Below are 16,570 nucleotides of genomic sequence, written 5' to 3'. Positions count from 1 at the left end.
GGTTAGGTTGTATGGTTGCTTTCGCTAATAAGTTACCCTGCGGTAACTGGTAAAGTTCATGCCTGCATAACTCTTGAAGAATTTACTGAAATGTGCGTTGTCTTCGAATCCCAATGCATAAGCAATTTCTTTCATGCTGGCCTGCGGTTCCTGCGCCATGCGTTTGGCTTCGAGTATGATGCAACTCCTGATGTGGTAGCTGGCTGGCAGTCCGGAAACCTTCTTGACAACCCTGCTGAGGTAGCCAGGTGTAACGCCGAGCTTTCCGGCGTAATCGGATACGTTCTTTTTGTCGGTATAATTCTTCCTGAGCAAAGACATGAACTCCCTCATCAATCCTGCTTCGCGTGTAAATGCGTTGTTGCCTTCTTTAACGATACATCCCTTGTTGAGGTAGATCATAAAGATCCTGAAATAGCTCTTGATGATATCTTCAAAGATAGCTTCGGGTGTCCATAGTTCCCGCGCAAGGGTGAATAATACTTCTTCGGCCTGACTCATAATTCCTCCAGTATGCAAAATCAATGGACTATTCCATCCGATGGTGTGCATGGAGGGGAAGGGAGAAGTTTCGATGGGATGGAGCAGTTGCGGTGAGAAGCGGATGTAATAGCCCTCTGTACCGGCAGGAAAATGGAGGTTGCGTGTTTGTTCGGGACCCAGGCATACCATGCAGTTGGTGGGTATTACATGGTCTCTCAGGTCGACTGTAACGAGGGCTTCTCCCTGCTTGATCCATAGCATTTCATAACTGCTCAGTTTTTCTTTGCTGAAAGGAGGTGGACCGTGCCTGTCTGTCAGGAAGCTGAGGGTGTGAATGCGCAGGTTGTCGAAGCCGGTATCGTTCGACTCGTGGCGGAATGCCGTAGCGTGGGTGGCTGGTTGCCGTACCGTGATCTTGGTTGCGTTCATCTCTCTTTGGTTTTGGTGCTCCCCTTTATACAGCCAATCTTTGTGCCAGTTGGTTAATTAATTGATATGTAGATTATTATGCCTTATTTTGGGTGAAATAATTGTTCATATATGAATAATTGATCAAAATATTGGTAGCATTTGGTCAATTGGTCATGCCTGCAGGCTGATATACCGGACTGTGTAATAGAGCGCCCATCCGCCGAAGGCAATGATGAGTATCCATACCCAGAATGGGATGCTGCGGGGCGTTTCACTGCCTTCTATGAGAAAGGATTGCTGATCGCCTTTGCCATAGGCATTGATCATGAGCGGCAGCACGCCGTCTACGATCGCATGATCCCTGATCCCCTCCACAGCGATGGCCGGCCCGTTGCGAACCGTGAAGGGAATGATGCGGATACCTTCTTTGCCCGTTGGGTCTTTGCTTACTATCTTCAGCGTATGGGTACCGTCGGGCAGTTTACGGGTATCGAGTTCAAAGCATACCGGCGACTTTACCGTTGCTACCGGGTTAGGCTCATCGTCGATGAATAGGTAGATGGTGCTTTTCTCATTCATGCAAAGGTTCGTTTAAGATGGTTTGCTTGATATGGTTGGCAGCGTTTTCGCCGGGTTTCACCAGCGCGGCGATCATGCTCCATACAGTGATCACGACGATGGCGACGGTGGCAGCAACGATCACGTAGTCCCATTGCGATTGAGGTGCGGTGCCATGGGCAAACCTGGTCCACCAACTGCTTTGGCGGCTGCATACTTCGCAGGCCAGGCTGGTGCCGTTGATGGCAAGAAGCGCCAGTGTTGCATACAGGCTTTTTTTCATGCTGCTGTTATGTTGCGGGTCATGCTTTCAAATGATTGCTCAGGTATTGGATCAGCTTTGAAGTCTGGTCGTCTTCATAGATGCCATAGGCATTGACGAGGATGCCTTTGGCGGCGAGCGTTTTGGCTGATACTGCAAAGACGATCATTTCGTCGCCGGGATCAGTCATGCCTTCAAAGCGGTGTACTTCGTCTATCTCGAACTCTTCGGGTGAAAGGGCGATCAGGTTCTTGTTGCATACGAGGCATTCTCTTTCGGTAACGATGTTGAAGTCGGTAGTATAACCTCTTTGCGCCAGGTCATTGATGGCTTCACTCACGGTTTCATAACTTTTCATTGCTTGCTGGTTTTTAATTTTATCAGTTCCATGATCTGTTTTATCTCCGGGGCGTTTACGGGTTTACCCTTGTTGCCCCAGCTATTGCGTTCGTAATTGATGAGGGCCATGACCTCCTGTTCCGTAAACTTCATATTGGTGCCTACTGGTGGCATTACACCGTATTCGGGGCGCGCATCGTAGCCGTTCATGATAATGTCGACATACAGTTCGAGGTTGTCGCCATTGACCACACTGCTTCCTTTGAGTGGCGGGAATGCTCCCGGCAATCCTTCTCCGTTGGCCTGGTGACAGGTTTGGCAGGCGGTCGCGAACAGGGCTTTACCGGCATCGGCCGATGGTGTGCCCGCGGGCTTTTTATCTTCCCGCTTGTACAGGAAGCTGGGCTCCGTGCCGCCTTCGGGCAGGGGTGTTTGCCGGAGCGATTGCAGGTAGGCGATGAGTTGGAGGGCTTCGCGGCCGGCTACGATCGTTCCCGGCCGGCCGTAGCGATAAGCGGCCGGTACATTCACCACGATGTCGTTCTTTGCTGCCGAATCTTTTTGTTCAAACAGCCAGGGATAGGCGGGCATGATGGATTCCTTCACCACGATGCGGGGATTGTACAGGTGAACGAGGTTCCAGTCGCGGCCGGGATTGCGGTTGCCGACATTGCTGAGGTCGGGCCCGGTGCGTTCGGTGCCCATGAGGGTGGCGGTATTGCGCCAAAAGTCAGTCCGTACTATGCCGGCATAGTCGGCCGGTATACCCGGCCGCTCGCCCCAGGTGCGGTCCATATCGATGTTGCGTACCTGCTGTGTGTGGCAGGCTACGCAGCCGTTGGCGATAAAGACCTGTTTCCCTTGTTGCGCAGCTTCGCTGAGCGGCCCTGCATTGGCCAGCGGGCGGTTATTGCGCTGGTTGTATACAGCGGGCAGTATTGCCACAAACACCGTCAGGCCGATAAAGAGCAGCAGGGCCGTGGTGTATAGTTTCTTATGATCGTCGAATAGGCTCATACTATTGTTTGGTTCTTGGTTCAGTGTACGGTGGCCGGTTCCATGGCCAGCCGCTGAATGGCTGTTTCGGTGATATCTACCTGTTTCTTCGGCACCACCATCCTGTAGAGGTTCCAGGCAAAGAATATATGCGATAGCCACATCATGCTGCCGCCGATGGCGCGCCATAGCCAATAGGGCAACATGAACTGAACAGTTTCTATAAAAGGTTTTCCATTCATCCACATCAAACCGCGCAGGGTACTGCCGATCATCAGGGGTATAGTGTAAAACAAGAGGCCGAGGAGCGCCAGCCAGAAATGGATGCCGATGGATAACTGCGGCGCTTCGCGGCCGGTGAGGCGTGGCACTACGGCGTAGATGCAGGCCCACAAGAAAAAGCTGATGATGCCGTACATGGTGAGGTGCGAATGGGCGACGGTGAAATCGGTGAAATGCCATAACTGGTTGGTGAAGCGAAAGGCTTCGGCCGTGCCCTGCAGGGAACCGGTAAAATAAAATACGACCCCGGTGAGGAAGAAGGGCAGGGTATAGCTGTCGCGCAACTGATCCCAGGCGCCGCGAAAGGTCATGAAGAAATTGGTAGTGCCGGCCACTACCGGGATGATCATGCCTACACTGCCAACGATGGCGATGGTCTGTAGCCACCAGGGGATGGCGCTGAACACGAAATGGTGTGTACCGATCAGTGTATAAAAGAATATCTGTGACCAGAAGGCCAGTATGCCAAGACTATAGGAATAGATGGGTTTGTTGAGTTGCTGCGGCAGAAAATAATACACCATGCCCAGGGTGAACAACATGAACCACATGCCTACGCCCTGGTGCATATAATATCCTTGTATGATGGTTTCGCCCAGCCCGTTTTGCCAGGCAGGGATATAGGCCACTACGGTAATGGTAATGGCAAACAGGATGGCCGATACGATGTACCAGTTGGAGATGTAGATCTCTTTAGTGGTGCGCCGGGCGATGGTTTGGATAAAGTTGGAGAGTGACAACAGCAATCCGATGGCAAACAATAACATGATGGGCCAGATGTACTCGCGGTATTCGCCGCCGCCATTGTTGATACCGGCCATGAGGCTGATGGTGCCGAGCACAACGGCCGCATTGAGGAAGGCCAGCGCATACCAGCCTTTTTTTATGCTGGCCAATGGTGCATTGCTAACGCGGGGTACGATGTAATATCCCAGGCCCAGCATGCCGAGCGAAGCCCAGCCCCAGAACACGGCGTTGGTGTGCACCGGCCGCAACCGGCCAAAGCTGAGCCATGCTATATGGTCAGCGTCGGGCGCCACGAACTTGATCCCGATGTATTCACCAACGGTGGTGCCGAACAGGAGCCAGGCGGCAGCGCTGATGAGGTAAGCGAGTATGAGCTTGCTCAATGCTTTATCGATCTGTGGACGAGGAGGCGCTTTTCGCTTCAGCGGTACCACCGGCAAACCGGGGTGGGTGTTGATGTGCAGCAATCCTTTAGCATCTGCCGGCGGCAGGGTGCCGGATAGTTCATGATGGTGAAGGGTATACTCCAGCGACTGTTTGCGTTGCAGCAATTGTTGTTCAATAAGGGGAGTTGCTGTATTCGACAACAGGCTGGCCAATTGGTTGGCTTCCTTAGTTCGTTGCTGGTCGGTGTATTGTTGCAATAACCGCTTTACGCGGGTGTACAGTATCAGCAGCGCTGCGAGTAGGGGGATCAGGAGGAGGATTACCGTAATGAGGATGCCGGGCTGGCTCAGCAGGGAGTTACCCGCAGGTGCTGTATCCTGCGCCATACCGCTGAGGCTGCTTAACAAACCAATAACGAGCGCCAATAATGGTAGGATGGTCTTCGATGTTTCGCCGCTGGTAAGGGCATGGTGTTTCTTTTCTTCCCGATACCGGAGCACCTGATCGAGTTGCTCGCGGGTGAGCTCATTGACCTGGTTCATGATGTTGGCGCGTTGCATTTCGTCTGATTGTCTGTTGCTTACCTTGTTGACCCGGCCTGTTGTCCTCCTGATCAGCCAGGTAATGACAATGATCAGGAACAGCAGGAGGGCTATCGCTCCTGTGAGCCATTTGTCTGCATGAAATGAAAAGCCGGATGGATTCATATGCCGTGTTATAAATGTAGAAAGAATGTGTTGGGCTCCATTGTACAATTGATGGTCTTTGCTGTATGGATCATAGCTGTATTATTCTCTACCTTTGTTACAGGAAGCATTGTTCATGACACCTGAGTTTGTATTGTTAACAATAAATATTGTTGTTATGATACGTTGGTCGATAGCTTTCATAGCGGTGGCGATCGTTGCCGGGTTATTTGGATTTGCCGGTATTGCGGCAGGGACCGAAGGTGCAGCCAGGGTCCTGTTCTTTATTTTCATGATCCTGTTTGTGGTATCGCTGGTCGCGGGCACTATCCGCCGTACGCACTGATGGCCGCCATGTGGACGATGATGCGATGGGCTTTACGGCCTATTCTCTTTCTGAGCCTGGTACAATTGTAACCGGGCCTGGAAAAGCAGGCTCATTTTTACTGCCTTCTCCTTGGCAGCTGTTGCTTTTTCCCCTTCGAACAGTTCATCTGTTATCTCACTGAATAAACTGATCCATCTGTCGAAATGCGTTTTGTCGATCGGCAATGGTGCATGTTTTTGTTGTGGGCTGCCGTGGGCGCCAAAAGTAGCCGAAGCTGCAGGGCTGGTCAATGGCAGAATAACGACTCCTGTTGTATATATGATGAAAGAAATGGGGCCGGTTAAGTACCTGATCTTGTGCAAAAAATGGCATTACGGGGAATTATTTACGCATGATGGATTATTGAGAGCCGTAATGGCCCGTGGGCATTGTTTTTACACCTGTTAAAGTATGGAAATACAAAGTGAGGAATTGACCATCGGCCAGGGATTGATTACCCGTCTTGCGGGGCCGTCGGTCATTGGTCGTACTGAAAACGCAAGGGAAAACGATCGAACGAGCGGGGTTACAGGTAGGGTAGTGACACCCAAGGGACCCTCACGGGAACCACTACCATTGTTTATGGACACGCTGTATAAGGCTCGTGAGTTTGATCCATTGTAAACAATTAAATCTTTAAGTTATGTTACGCTGGACAGTTATCTTTTTAGTCGTGGCGCTGATCGCTGCGGTATTCGGATTCGGTGGCATTGCGGCCGGCGCGGCTGGTATTGCCAAGGTTCTGTTCTTTATTTTTATCGTTCTGTTCCTGATCTCTTTGATCGCCGGCAGAACCAGAACACCTTAAACGATCACGAAAGAATTTTTCTTTCAACATCAAGGATGAATAATGTTAATGGTGTCAAACGGGCTTATGCTGTTCAGCGTATGGCTTGTTTGGCGCCATTGCTCATGCAGGGATGAACGAAATGAGCCCACTTTCTTTTTTTATAGTATTTTGGCGCTCTAAATTTTAATACTGCGCATGAGTGCTTCTGCAACGGGTGATTTTCACAAACGGGTTACGGGCGCCGGGGTGTTGATCGCCACCGGCATTGTTTTTGGCGACATCGGTACTTCTCCTTTGTATACCCTCAATGCGGTGTTCCACGACCGGGTGATCACCGAAGACGTGGCCCTGGGGGCCTTGTCGGCCATCTTCTGGACCCTCTTTTTTCAAACGACCTTAAAGTATGTGATCATTACGCTTCAGGCGGATAACAATGGGGAAGGTGGTATTTTCTCCCTGTACGCGCTGATCCGGCGGTTCTGGGGCAAGTGGTTATTGATTCCTGCCATGGCAGGGGGCGCCTTCCTCATGGCCGATGGCATTATTACGCCACCGATTTCTGTTGCCTCTGCCATCGAAGGTTTGCAAAAGATCAATCCGCATATCAATACGGTGCCCATTATAATAGGCATCCTCATCTTCCTGTTTTTCCTGCAGCAATTCGGTACCGATCGCATCGGTAAGATATTCGGACCCGTCATGCTTGTGTGGTTTTCTTTTATCGGTATTCTTGGATTGATGGCGATGCGCGGCTCGCCCGGTGTATTGAAAGCGCTGAATCCTTATTATGCGTGGGTTATGATAAAAGAGGTGCCGGGCGGTTTCTGGCTGCTGGGCAGTATCTTCCTTTGTACTACCGGGGCCGAAGCCCTCTACAGCGATATGGGCCATTGCGGTCGTAACAATATCCGGGTTAGCTGGATATATGTGAAGGTGATGCTGATCCTGGCCTACGCCGGTCAAACGGCCTGGCTGTTGCAGCATACCGGTGAAACGGTCGGGATGGTGAGTCCATTTTATCATATTGTACCGGACGCTATTTACCTGCCTTCACTGATCATTGCCACTTTGGCGACGATCATTGCCAGCCAGGCGCTGATCAGCGGATGTTTTACATTGATCAATGAGGCGATCCGTTTGGATATCTGGCCGCGTCACCGGGTGATCTTCCCGGGCGATTTCAAAGGACAGATCTATATTCCTTTCATCAACTGGTTCCTGCTGGCAGGTTGTATAGGCATGGTACTGCATTTCCGGGAGTCGACGGCCATGGAAGCAGCTTTCGGATTGAGTGTTACCCTCACCATGATCATGAGTACAGTGCTGATCAATTTCTATTTGTATGTAAAGCGGGTGCCGACGATCGCCGTGGTATTGATCACGGGTTTGTTTCTCGTGATCGAGTGTGCGTTCCTCACTGCCAACTTCCAAAAGATCAAAGAGGGTGGCTGGATCACGCTGATCATCGGCGCTATCCTGTTTGGCGTCATGTATATCTGGCGCCGGGGACGAGCTATCAAAAGATCCCTGACGAAGTTGGTGCCGATCGAAGACTATGTAGACCGACTCAAGCGTTTGAGCACCGATGAGCATATTCCCAAGTACGCTACGAACCTGGTGTACCTCACGGGGGGCGGCTCTACCCGTAAAATTGAGAAAACGGCGATGGATTCCATCCTCTCCAAGTCACCCAAGCGGGCGGATATCTATTGGTTTGTGCATGTTAATGTATTGGATGAGCCGTATGCGATGCGGTATCGGGTGGATACCATTGTGCGGGATGATGTATATTTCCTGACCTTCAATATCGGTTTCCGGGTAGAACCCCGGGTGGATTATTTCTTTCGCCAGGTAGTAGGAGAACTGGTCGCTGGCGGCGAGGTCGATATTTCGAAATGGCATGAGTTGTACTACCAGGAAAACAAAACGGGTGATTTCAGGTTCCTGCTGCTCGAATCGTTCCTGTCGATCGATAATGACATGCGTTTTACCAAGCGCTTTATGATGAAAAGCTTTTTCAACCTGAAGTTGCTGAGCGTTAAAGAAGAGGTCAACTTCGGATTGGATCCCAGCAATGTGACCGTCGAGAAATACCCGCTGGTGGTAACGCCGGTACGCGAGCACCGGTTGATCCGCGAACAGTAAGAATAATAGGCAGTTATTCCAGGGTATCCAGGATCGTTCGCAGGCTGTCTGCCCAACGCATGATCAGTGCAGTTTGTTCGCCGCTAAGCCGGGCATCGCGGTGTATCAGGGTGTAGGACTTCAATGGCATGCGGCCATCATTCAATTGCTCGGCGATGGACTCCAGTTTGCTGATCTGCTTCTTCGTACTGTAGCGTAGCAGCTCGTCAAAATTCAATGCTTCTTTTCCTTTCGTGATATGCCGTGCGGTATACCAGGCGACGGGCTGTACAGCAGTGTACCAGGGATACCGGCTATTGTTGCTATGGCAATCATTGCAGGCCGACTGCAATAGCGCCGCCACGGTGTCGGTCATGAACCGGGGCGAAAGCATACTGAAGGACTGTCGTGCTTCAGTATGGTTGCGTGGCGGCGAAGGCAGGAGCTGGATCGCTATGAACAGGAGCAGGAAGATTGCCAAGCGTTTTTGTTTGGGGCGAACAGGCCATTTCATGCCGGATCATATTTGGAAGTTAATGATTGTGCGCGGCCATTGGGTCGACACCTTTCTTAAGAATATATTCGCTATAGAGAAGATAAGCCCCGGTGACGACAATCTTATCGCCCGGTTGTATCCCTTCCGTGATCTCTACAAAACTGTCATCTTCTATACCTGTATTAACCATCACGGGCTGGTATTTTCTTTTGCTCGTTTCTTTCCACACATGACTTCCTTTGCCATCCCTGATCACGGCATCCACTGGTAGCCTGAGTGCATCGGTGCGCTTGCTGACCGGCAGTTGCACAATTGCCTGCAAGCCCGGTTGCCATTGTGCGGTGGGATTGACAATGGTGCCGCGTAGCCTCGTTAGTTGTGTCCCATTTTCATACGCGGGATTAATGAACTGCACCTGCATAGTACGGGAATCGTTTTCCCATCCTGGTATCGTAACCTGCAATTGCTGGCCGGTTTTGACGGCTGCCGCTTCAGCGGGGTAGAGATCGGCCTCCACCCATAACGCATTGTATCCTTCAAGACGCAGCAGGTTGGCCCCTTCTGTTACATACTGCCCTTCGGCGATAGCGATCTCCGCAACGGTGCCGCCCGAAGGCGCCGGGTAAGTAATGTAGGGTGATGTTTTTTGGGTTTGCGCCAGCTGGCCGATGGCCGCCGCCGTTTGGTCGTAGAGCAATAGTTTTTGGCGGGCCGCTTTTTCTATACGGGCAAAGGTGGGGTCGTCCGGGAATTGCTTTGCCTGCGCAGCTGCCAACAGGAACTCCTGTTGGAGGGTAGTCAATTGTTCGGAGTATATTTTATAAAGCGGCTGGCCCTTGCGAATAACAATGCCGGTCTCTTTCACGTACAATGCTTCTATGCGGCCGGCCACACGGCTCGATATAAACGAAGTTTGTTGCGGATCGGTGACCAATCTGCCATTCAGCTCCCTGTAGGTGGAAAGGGCGCCGGCGCCCACCGTCATGGTAGTGATATTGGCCAGCGCAGCCTGGCTGTCGCTCAATTCAAGACCGGCCTCCTTGCTGCTTTTATCGATCGGTACCAGGTCCATGCCACAGATCGGGCAGGTGCCGGGTTTGTTTTGCACTACCTGCGGGTGCATGGGGCAGGTATAGGTCTTTTGTGGCGCAGCCTGAGCTTCCGGTTCTTTTTTTCCCGGTGCGCAGGCTTCGAGGAGCACAGCAGGAACCATTGATACCAGGGCCAATGATTTCAGGAATTGTTTTCTTTCCATATGCTTATGGTTGTACGTCTTGATTGGATTTAATAAAGCTTTCGCTGTCTACCAGATAGGCCGCCTGAGCAGCCAATTCCCAGCCGGTAATGTCGGTACTGGTTTGTATCATGCCGCCCACGCTGGCTGTTGGGGTAATGACTACCGGCCTGAAGGATGGTCCTTCTTTCCTGAATACGACCGACTTATTGCCCAATTGGGTCACAGCGGCTGCAGGCAGCCACCAGCCTCCTTCATAAACAACCGGCAGGTTAGCGGTAAGCAACTGCCCGGGCCGGTACGATCCTTTGCCAAGGTATACCCTGGCTATACTGAAGTTTTGCCCGTTGCGGAATACCGGTTCTATGAGCCCGATAGTCGCCGTGCTGGAATCCGATGCATCTGTTGTTGGGTGAAATTGCAACCTGGTCCCTTTCCTGATCCTGGATGCCTGTTGAGGGGTCATGGCAAACTCTGCCAGGAGGCTGTTGGCCTGGTAGATGCTGAAAAGCGGTTGACCGGCTGTGATATACTGCCCCTCCCGCAACAGGATGGGCGTGGCGGCCGGGGATGACAAGGCCGGTGCCGGCGTAGCCGCTGACTGCGCATTCATGCCGCCCATACCATCGCCGGCAGCGCTGGCGGCAGGCATCGCGGCGGGGCCTGCGGCAGCCACAGGGGCCGACTGCTCCAGAATATATCCATCACTGTTGCTGAAAACGGGGATATGGTAAAGGATCTGCCTGCTGCGAAGGACCTGTTCGATCTCCACCATGCGTATACCCAGGAGCACCAGACGTTGCTTTGCCTGGGCCAGGAGGCCCGGGTTGCCATCGTCTGCTATCAGCAACAGTTCACGTTGTGCAGCGGCCAGTTCGGGCGCATACACCTCCATGATGCGCTGCCCCTTAATAACGGGCTGGTAATTGTACTTGACGTATAGCCTTTCTATCCTGCCGGCAATGCGGGAAGCCAGACTTGTTTTGTTGCGTGTGTCATACGCCACGATGCCCTGTAATTGCAGCGGATAGGTGCGGGTGCCCTTGCGGGGCTGTACAACCGGTATGGTGCCGATCACCCTGGCATTCACCGGGGCCGTCAGTTGGATGATGTTGCTGTCGGTCGCTGCTTCCTGGTGGGCATTGTGTACCGGTTGGGCCGGCTTGTTCCGGCAGGCGCCCATCAGGGCAGTCAGCGACAACAGGAGGGTGGTATTAACGATATAATTCTTTTTCATAATCCACTATCATTTCGTAGAGTTTCTGTTTTTCGTCCTGCACATTCAGCTGCATCATGGTAAGCGCTTCCCAAGCGTCGATGACGGGAGGCAGGGCGGTTTTATTTTCCTGGTAACTGAGGAAGAGGGCGTCCATTGTCTTTTGCAGTGATGGGATGACCTTTTGTTCCATCGCCGTGAGGCGTTGCTGCATGGACCTGATCTCGTATTGCATGCCGTAGAGCATGCCTTGTGTTTCCTGCAGCATGGCCGACCTTTCCTTTTCCATGCCCTGTATATTGTACTGCATGGCTTTGATCTTGGACTTATACATTTTCGAGGCCCAGGGTACAATTGGTATACTGATCATGCCCATGATGCTGAAGGCATTGGGCATCATGCCGTCGAGGGGATACATGTGGTCGAAGCGTACGCGGAAATCGGGGAGCTTTTCTTTTTTCATGCTTTCGATGTTGAGCTGCATGCTCCGGATGTTCTCGTTCATTTTGAACACATCGCGGCGCAGCGCAGCCAACGTAGCCGTGTCGTGAACGGCGGCCGGTACAAAGGCCGGTACGATGGTAGTATCCGGTTCGAATAGCTGATTGCCGGGGGCATTCATGAGGCTGTTGAGCCAGGCGCGTGCTTTGGCAATGGTGCCTTCCTGCATGCGGATCATGTTTCGGTTCTCTTCGATCTTTGCATCGGCTTTGTAAACATTACTCAATTGCGATTGATTGTAGGGATAACGCAGTTCTTCGATCTTTTTCATCATGACCATGATGCGTTCATTCTCTTCCAGTACGCGGATACGTTGCCGGGATATCAGCCAGGTGTAATACAGTCGTTTCGCCTGCGCCCTGAAGTCGTTGAGCGTGATATCGCGCGTAGCCCTTTCTGCATTGGCCTGTGAGGCGATGTATCGCTTTTTGGCGTTGAGTTTCGCCGTATTGGGTATATCCTGTTCGATCTGCAGCATAAGGCTGCCTTTGTCGCGGGCGTCCATGATCATTTGCCCGGGGTAAGGTGTCATAAAGGTCCCTACACCCACCATGGGGGCCATCCAGGCGGTGGCGGCATCGGCGCTGTATTGGTAACTGCTTGCTTTGAGTTCATAAGACTGCAGCAACACATTGTTTCGGTCGATGCGCTGCAATATGGTGTCGAGTGTCCATACGGGCGGTTGCTGTGCCAGTACCGTTACTGGCATCACAACCACCAGGATGATGCGGATAATGTTAATGATGTGTTTCATGTATCTCCAGTTTTCCGTACTTACGCAGTTCATATTCTTTGCTCATGAGGAAGATGAGCGGTGTTACCAGCAGTATATGGATAGAGGAGGTGAGTACGCCTCCGATCATCGGTAATACGATGGGCTTCATCACGTCGGTGCCTACGCCGGTGGCCCAGAGTACGGGTACCAGGCCAAACAAAGACACGCATACCGTCATCAGTTTGGGGCGCAACCGCTTCGCTGCTCCCTGCATCACATATTCCTTCAGGTCTTCCCGGCTGATCGTTTCCCGCGAGTTGCCTTTCTTTTTCACGAGCTGCTGCATGGCGTCGTTGAGGTAGATGACCATAACGATACCTGTTTCCACGGCGATGCCGAAGAGGGCGATGAAGCCTACGGCTACGGCTACCGAGAGATTTACGCCATAGAGGTAGATCATGTAAGCGCCGCCGATAAGGGCGAAGGGCACGGTGATAAGGCTCAGAAACGCTTCGCGCAGGGAGTGAAAGGCGAAGTAGAGCGAGAAAAAAATGATTACCAGTACGATGGGGGCTATCCAGAGCAATGTTTGTTGGCCGCGGATAAGGTTTTCATACTGGCCGCTCCATTCCACATAATATCCTTGCGGCAGCAGGCCTTTGGTATTATTGAGTTTGTCGACTGCTTCCCGCACGGTGCTGCCGAGGTCGCGGTCGCGTACATTGAACAATACGGCACCGCGCAGCAGCGCGTTTTCGGAGGTGATCATGGGAGGGCCGTCTTCGAAGCCGATATCGGCAACAGCCGAGAGGGGTACCTCGCCAAAGCCGGGCGCCGTGAGTGGTATCCGCTTGATGCGTTCTACACTGTTGCGGTAATCCTGCGCCAGCCGAACGCTGATGGAGAAGCGCTGCCGTCCTTCGACGGTATTGCCGATGGGGCTGCCGCCAAGCGCCGATTCGATCGTTTGGTTGACGTTGTCGATGCTGAGGCCATAGCGGTTGAGATCGGGCCTGCGGGGAATGATGGAGAGGTACTTGCCACCGTTGATGGGTTCAACGAACAGGTCGCTGATGCCGGGCGTTCCTTCCAATGCTTTCTTTACGCGCGCTGAAACGGCGGCAATGGTATCGAGTTGTTGCCCATAGACCTTTACACCGACATCGGTACGTATACCTGTGGCGAGCATGTTGATGCGGTTGATGATGGGTTGCGTCCAGCCATTCACAACACCGGGTATCTGCAATTTGGCATCGAGTTCATTGATGATGTCTTTCTTCGTAATGTCTTTGCGCCATTGTGAACGTGGCTTTAGCATGATGATGGTTTCGATCATGCTGATGGGCGAGTTGTCGGTGGCGGTGCTGGCGCGTCCTGCTTTGCCCAATACCTTGTCCACTTCCGGCACCGATTTAATGATCTTGTCCTGCACCTGCAAAATGCGTTTGGCCTCTGCGTTCGACACATCGGGCAGGGTAACGGGCATAAAGAGGATGCTTTGTTCGTCAAGCGGCGGCATGAACTCCGAGCCCAGGGAACGTAGCAAGGGTATAGTGATGATGAGGGCGATGATATTGATGGCCAGTGTTGTCTTGCGCCATTTGAGTACGACCCTGATCACCGGGGTATACAGTTTTTCGAGCAGGCGGTTGACCGGGTTGGCATGATCGGGCCTGAATTTGCCTTTCATGAAGAAGGAGATCAACACGGGCGCCAGGGTAATGACCAGCAGCGCATCGACGATCATGATGAAGGTCTTGGTCCAGGCGAGCGGATGAAAGAGTTTCCCTTCCTGTCCGGTAAGCAGGAATACGGGCAGGAAGGAGGTAATGATGATCACGGTGGCAAAGAATACGCCGCGCGATACCTGCTTGCTGGATTGCTCTATCACCCGTAATCTTTCTTCTTCCGTGATCCAGGGCGCCTGCTTTTGTTTCTTTTTGAACCAGTTCATTGTTAAACGGATTGTTTGTTTTGTTGTAACCAGTTGCCATAGCGTTCCGAAAGCTGCTTATAAGCGTTCTCACTCATGATGATCCCGTTGTCGACAATAACGCCGATGGCGAGCGCTATGCCGGTCAGCGACATGATATTGGAGGATATACCAAAGGCATTCAGCAACAGGAAACTGGCAGCGAGTGTGATGGGTATTTGTATCAGGATGCTGACAGCACTGCGCCAGTGAAACAGGAATAGGAGCACGACGAGCGATACCACGATCATTTCTTCAATAAGTGTTCGCTTGATGGAGTCGATGGATTCGGTGATGAGTTTACCGCGGTCATAGACGATATCGAACTTCACTTTGTCGGGCAGGCCTTTGGCTACTTCTTTCATTTTGGCCTTGACCCGGTCGATCACGGCGGCTGCATTTTCGCCGTAACGCATCACAACGATGCCTCCCACGCGTTCGCCGGCTCCATCCTGGTCGAATATACCCAGCCGGGTTTCGCCGGTCATTTGCACCGTAGCTACATCGGCTATGCGGATGGGTATGCTGTTTTGATCTTTGATGGAGATGTTTTGAATCTCCTCCATGCTTTTCAGGTAGCCGGCTGTTTTGATGATGTAGCCGATATCGCTGAGCTCAAATTTGCGCCCGCCTGTTTCATTGTTGTTGGTGCGTATGGCGTTGATCACATCGGCCACCGTGAGGCGGTAATACAGGAGCTTGTTGGGATCGATGGTGACCTGGTATTGCTTTTGGAAACCGCCGAACGAAGCTATTTCGCTGACGCCTTCTACATTCTGGAGGGCGAATTTGATGTACCAGTCCTGCAAGGCGCGCTGCTCTCCCAGATCGACGGCCGGAGCATCGAGCGTGTACCAGAGTATATGGCCTACGCCGGTACCATCCGGGCCCAGTTGGGGTGCTACGCCCGCAGGAAGGTTGCGTGATACGGTGCTCAGTCTTTCCAATACCCTTTCCCTGGCCCAGTAGATATCTACATCGTCGTTAAAGATGACATAGATAAAGCTCATGCCAAACATGGAGCTGCCTCTGACGTATTTAATGCGCGGCATGCCTTGCAGGCTGGTAACGAGCGGGTAGGTGACCTGGTCTTCGATGAGCTGCGGACTGCGGCCCATCCATTCGGTGAATACGATCACCTGGTTTTCCGATAAGTCGGGTATGGCATCGATCGGGTTTTTCTTCACTGCAAAGAGACCTGCTATAAACAGGGCGGCCGATAATGCCAGTACGATAAACCGGTTCTTTAAACTCCATTCTATAATGCGGTGTACCATGGGGTAGGTTTGTAGATTGCCGGAAAGCTTTCCGGTTGGCCGGCATTGCTTGTCAACAATGCCGGCATCCGGAGGCGGTTATTTATTTGATGAGTTCCTGCACCTCGCCGCAGGTGAGCATGTCTTTCCCGAAATAGGGATTCTTTACTTCGGTTGCAGTGCTGATCCAGAAAGCGCCTTTGTTGTTGAAGGCCATCGGGCAATAGGTTTTATAAACAGGGTTGCCGGCCCCAAAACCTTTCAGCAGATCATATACATCGGCACTCATTTTCTGGAAATGCTCGCGCTGGTGTTTGATGTTGCCGGTGTTCTCTGCCATATGCTGTGCGTGCATACGCAGGTCTTCCTCGTTCTTCTCATACAGGGCTTTTTGGTCGGCCGGCATGGTGGCTTTGTTTACTTTGGCCATGGCTTCTGCCAGCGCGAGGCCGCCATTGCCTGCTTCGTTGGCATCATCTTTCGAGAGGGCAAACTGGATATGGTAGTAATGCTGCCATATCGTTTCAAGGGCAGTACTCAGCTGTGCATCCACCTGGGTAAAGCGGTGAGATATGGTGGCGAGGTTGGCCGGTGCCGGTTCGGCGGCTACGCTGTCTTTTTTTGCGGCCTGGTCGTGTTGGGTGTGATCGGCTGAGGCTGTTTCGTTGTTGCCGCAAGCTGCGATGAACAGGGTGCTTAGGGCCATTGCACTGATGAAGAGGTGTTTCATTTGTTTAATTTTTATTGG

The 16,570-nt window shown here is 52.2% G+C and carries 17 protein-coding genes; 3 read left to right on the top strand and 14 right to left on the bottom strand.

From position 1 onward, the window contains the following. Window positions 1–24 precede the first annotated feature (24 nt). The 6 genes from P2H89_RS24690 to P2H89_RS24665 all read right to left on the bottom strand — a co-directional run bounded on the left by P2H89_RS24690 (window position 25) and on the right by P2H89_RS24665 (window position 5,172). Window positions 25–912 (bottom strand): helix-turn-helix domain-containing protein, encoded by an 888-nt coding sequence (locus tag P2H89_RS24690; protein ID WP_275832017.1) that lies wholly within the window; start codon window positions 910–912, stop codon window positions 25–27. Window positions 913–1,065: 153 nt separating this feature from the next. Next, complete coding sequence (locus P2H89_RS24685) at window positions 1,066–1,473, bottom strand: cytochrome C (RefSeq protein ID WP_275832015.1); 408 nt, start codon at window positions 1,471–1,473, stop codon at window positions 1,066–1,068. Beyond that, complete coding sequence (locus P2H89_RS24680) at window positions 1,466–1,735, bottom strand: hypothetical protein (protein ID WP_275832013.1); 270 nt, start codon at window positions 1,733–1,735, stop codon at window positions 1,466–1,468. The genes P2H89_RS24685 and P2H89_RS24680 overlap by 8 nt, the downstream gene beginning before the upstream one ends. A gap of 19 nt (window positions 1,736–1,754) precedes the next feature. Next, a complete protein-coding gene (locus tag P2H89_RS24675) occupies window positions 1,755–2,072 on the bottom strand; it encodes a phosphoribosylpyrophosphate synthetase (RefSeq protein ID WP_275832011.1) in 318 nt (105 codons plus the stop codon). After that, window positions 2,069–3,070 (bottom strand): cbb3-type cytochrome c oxidase subunit II, encoded by a 1,002-nt coding sequence (locus P2H89_RS24670; RefSeq protein WP_275832009.1) that lies wholly within the window; start codon window positions 3,068–3,070, stop codon window positions 2,069–2,071. The genes P2H89_RS24675 and P2H89_RS24670 overlap by 4 nt, the downstream gene beginning before the upstream one ends. A 20-nt stretch (window positions 3,071–3,090) precedes the next feature. Beyond that, on the bottom strand, window positions 3,091–5,172 hold the full coding sequence (locus P2H89_RS24665; protein ID WP_275832007.1) for a cbb3-type cytochrome c oxidase subunit I: 2,082 nt from the start codon (window positions 5,170–5,172) through the stop codon (window positions 3,091–3,093). 157 nt (window positions 5,173–5,329) lie between these two features. On the opposite strand from P2H89_RS24665, the gene P2H89_RS24660 reads away from it, so the two are divergent. Next, the gene (locus tag P2H89_RS24660; RefSeq protein ID WP_275832005.1) at window positions 5,330–5,497 is read left to right on the top strand and encodes a DUF1328 domain-containing protein; all 168 of its coding nucleotides are present in this window, start codon (window positions 5,330–5,332) and stop codon (window positions 5,495–5,497) included. A 32-nt stretch (window positions 5,498–5,529) separates the two neighbouring features. Here P2H89_RS24660 and P2H89_RS24655 read toward each other — a convergent pair whose 3' ends face one another. Continuing rightward, complete coding sequence (locus P2H89_RS24655; protein ID WP_275832004.1) at window positions 5,530–5,841, bottom strand: hypothetical protein; 312 nt, start codon at window positions 5,839–5,841, stop codon at window positions 5,530–5,532. A 320-nt stretch (window positions 5,842–6,161) separates the two neighbouring features. Here P2H89_RS24655 and P2H89_RS24650 point away from each other — a divergent pair, with 320 nt between their 5' ends. Together P2H89_RS24650 and P2H89_RS24645 are read left to right on the top strand one after the other, a co-directional pair. Beyond that, complete coding sequence (locus P2H89_RS24650; protein ID WP_275832002.1) at window positions 6,162–6,326, top strand: DUF1328 domain-containing protein; 165 nt, start codon at window positions 6,162–6,164, stop codon at window positions 6,324–6,326. Window positions 6,327–6,503: 177 nt separating this feature from the next. Then, a complete protein-coding gene (locus P2H89_RS24645) occupies window positions 6,504–8,453 on the top strand; it encodes a KUP/HAK/KT family potassium transporter (RefSeq protein ID WP_275832000.1) in 1,950 nt (649 codons plus the stop codon). A 13-nt stretch (window positions 8,454–8,466) separates the two neighbouring features. Here P2H89_RS24645 and P2H89_RS24640 read toward each other — a convergent pair whose 3' ends face one another. The 7 genes from P2H89_RS24640 to P2H89_RS24610 all read right to left on the bottom strand — a co-directional run bounded on the left by P2H89_RS24640 (window position 8,467) and on the right by P2H89_RS24610 (window position 16,552). Beyond that, a complete protein-coding gene (locus P2H89_RS24640) occupies window positions 8,467–8,946 on the bottom strand; it encodes a heme-binding domain-containing protein (protein WP_275831998.1) in 480 nt (159 codons plus the stop codon). A gap of 19 nt (window positions 8,947–8,965) precedes the next feature. Next, window positions 8,966–10,183, bottom strand: coding sequence for an efflux RND transporter periplasmic adaptor subunit (locus P2H89_RS24635; protein ID WP_275831996.1), 1,218 nt, complete (start codon window positions 10,181–10,183; stop codon window positions 8,966–8,968). 4 nt (window positions 10,184–10,187) lie between these two features. Beyond that, window positions 10,188–11,399: an efflux RND transporter periplasmic adaptor subunit gene (locus tag P2H89_RS24630; RefSeq protein ID WP_275831994.1), complete on the bottom strand. Its 1,212-nt coding sequence runs from the start codon at window positions 11,397–11,399 to the stop codon at window positions 10,188–10,190. After that, the gene (locus P2H89_RS24625) at window positions 11,377–12,633 is read right to left on the bottom strand and encodes a TolC family protein (RefSeq protein WP_275831992.1); all 1,257 of its coding nucleotides are present in this window, start codon (window positions 12,631–12,633) and stop codon (window positions 11,377–11,379) included. Before P2H89_RS24625 ends, P2H89_RS24630 begins: the two co-directional genes overlap by 23 nt. Then, complete coding sequence (locus P2H89_RS24620) at window positions 12,617–14,548, bottom strand: efflux RND transporter permease subunit (protein ID WP_275831990.1); 1,932 nt, start codon at window positions 14,546–14,548, stop codon at window positions 12,617–12,619. Before P2H89_RS24620 ends, P2H89_RS24625 begins: the two co-directional genes overlap by 17 nt. A gap of 2 nt (window positions 14,549–14,550) precedes the next feature. Then, window positions 14,551–15,843 (bottom strand): efflux RND transporter permease subunit, encoded by a 1,293-nt coding sequence (locus P2H89_RS24615; RefSeq protein WP_275831988.1) that lies wholly within the window; start codon window positions 15,841–15,843, stop codon window positions 14,551–14,553. An 82-nt stretch (window positions 15,844–15,925) separates the two neighbouring features. Further along, entirely contained in the window at window positions 15,926–16,552 is a 627-nt protein-coding gene (locus P2H89_RS24610; protein WP_275831986.1) for a DUF3347 domain-containing protein, read from the bottom strand. Window positions 16,553–16,570 lie beyond the last annotated feature (18 nt).

This window comes from Paraflavitalea sp. CAU 1676, from assembly GCF_029223285.1.
GTDB lineage: Bacteria > Bacteroidota > Bacteroidia > Chitinophagales > Chitinophagaceae > Paraflavitalea.
The sequence above is the reverse complement of the archived record's forward strand: the minus strand, read 5'-3'. Positions and strand labels throughout refer to the sequence as shown.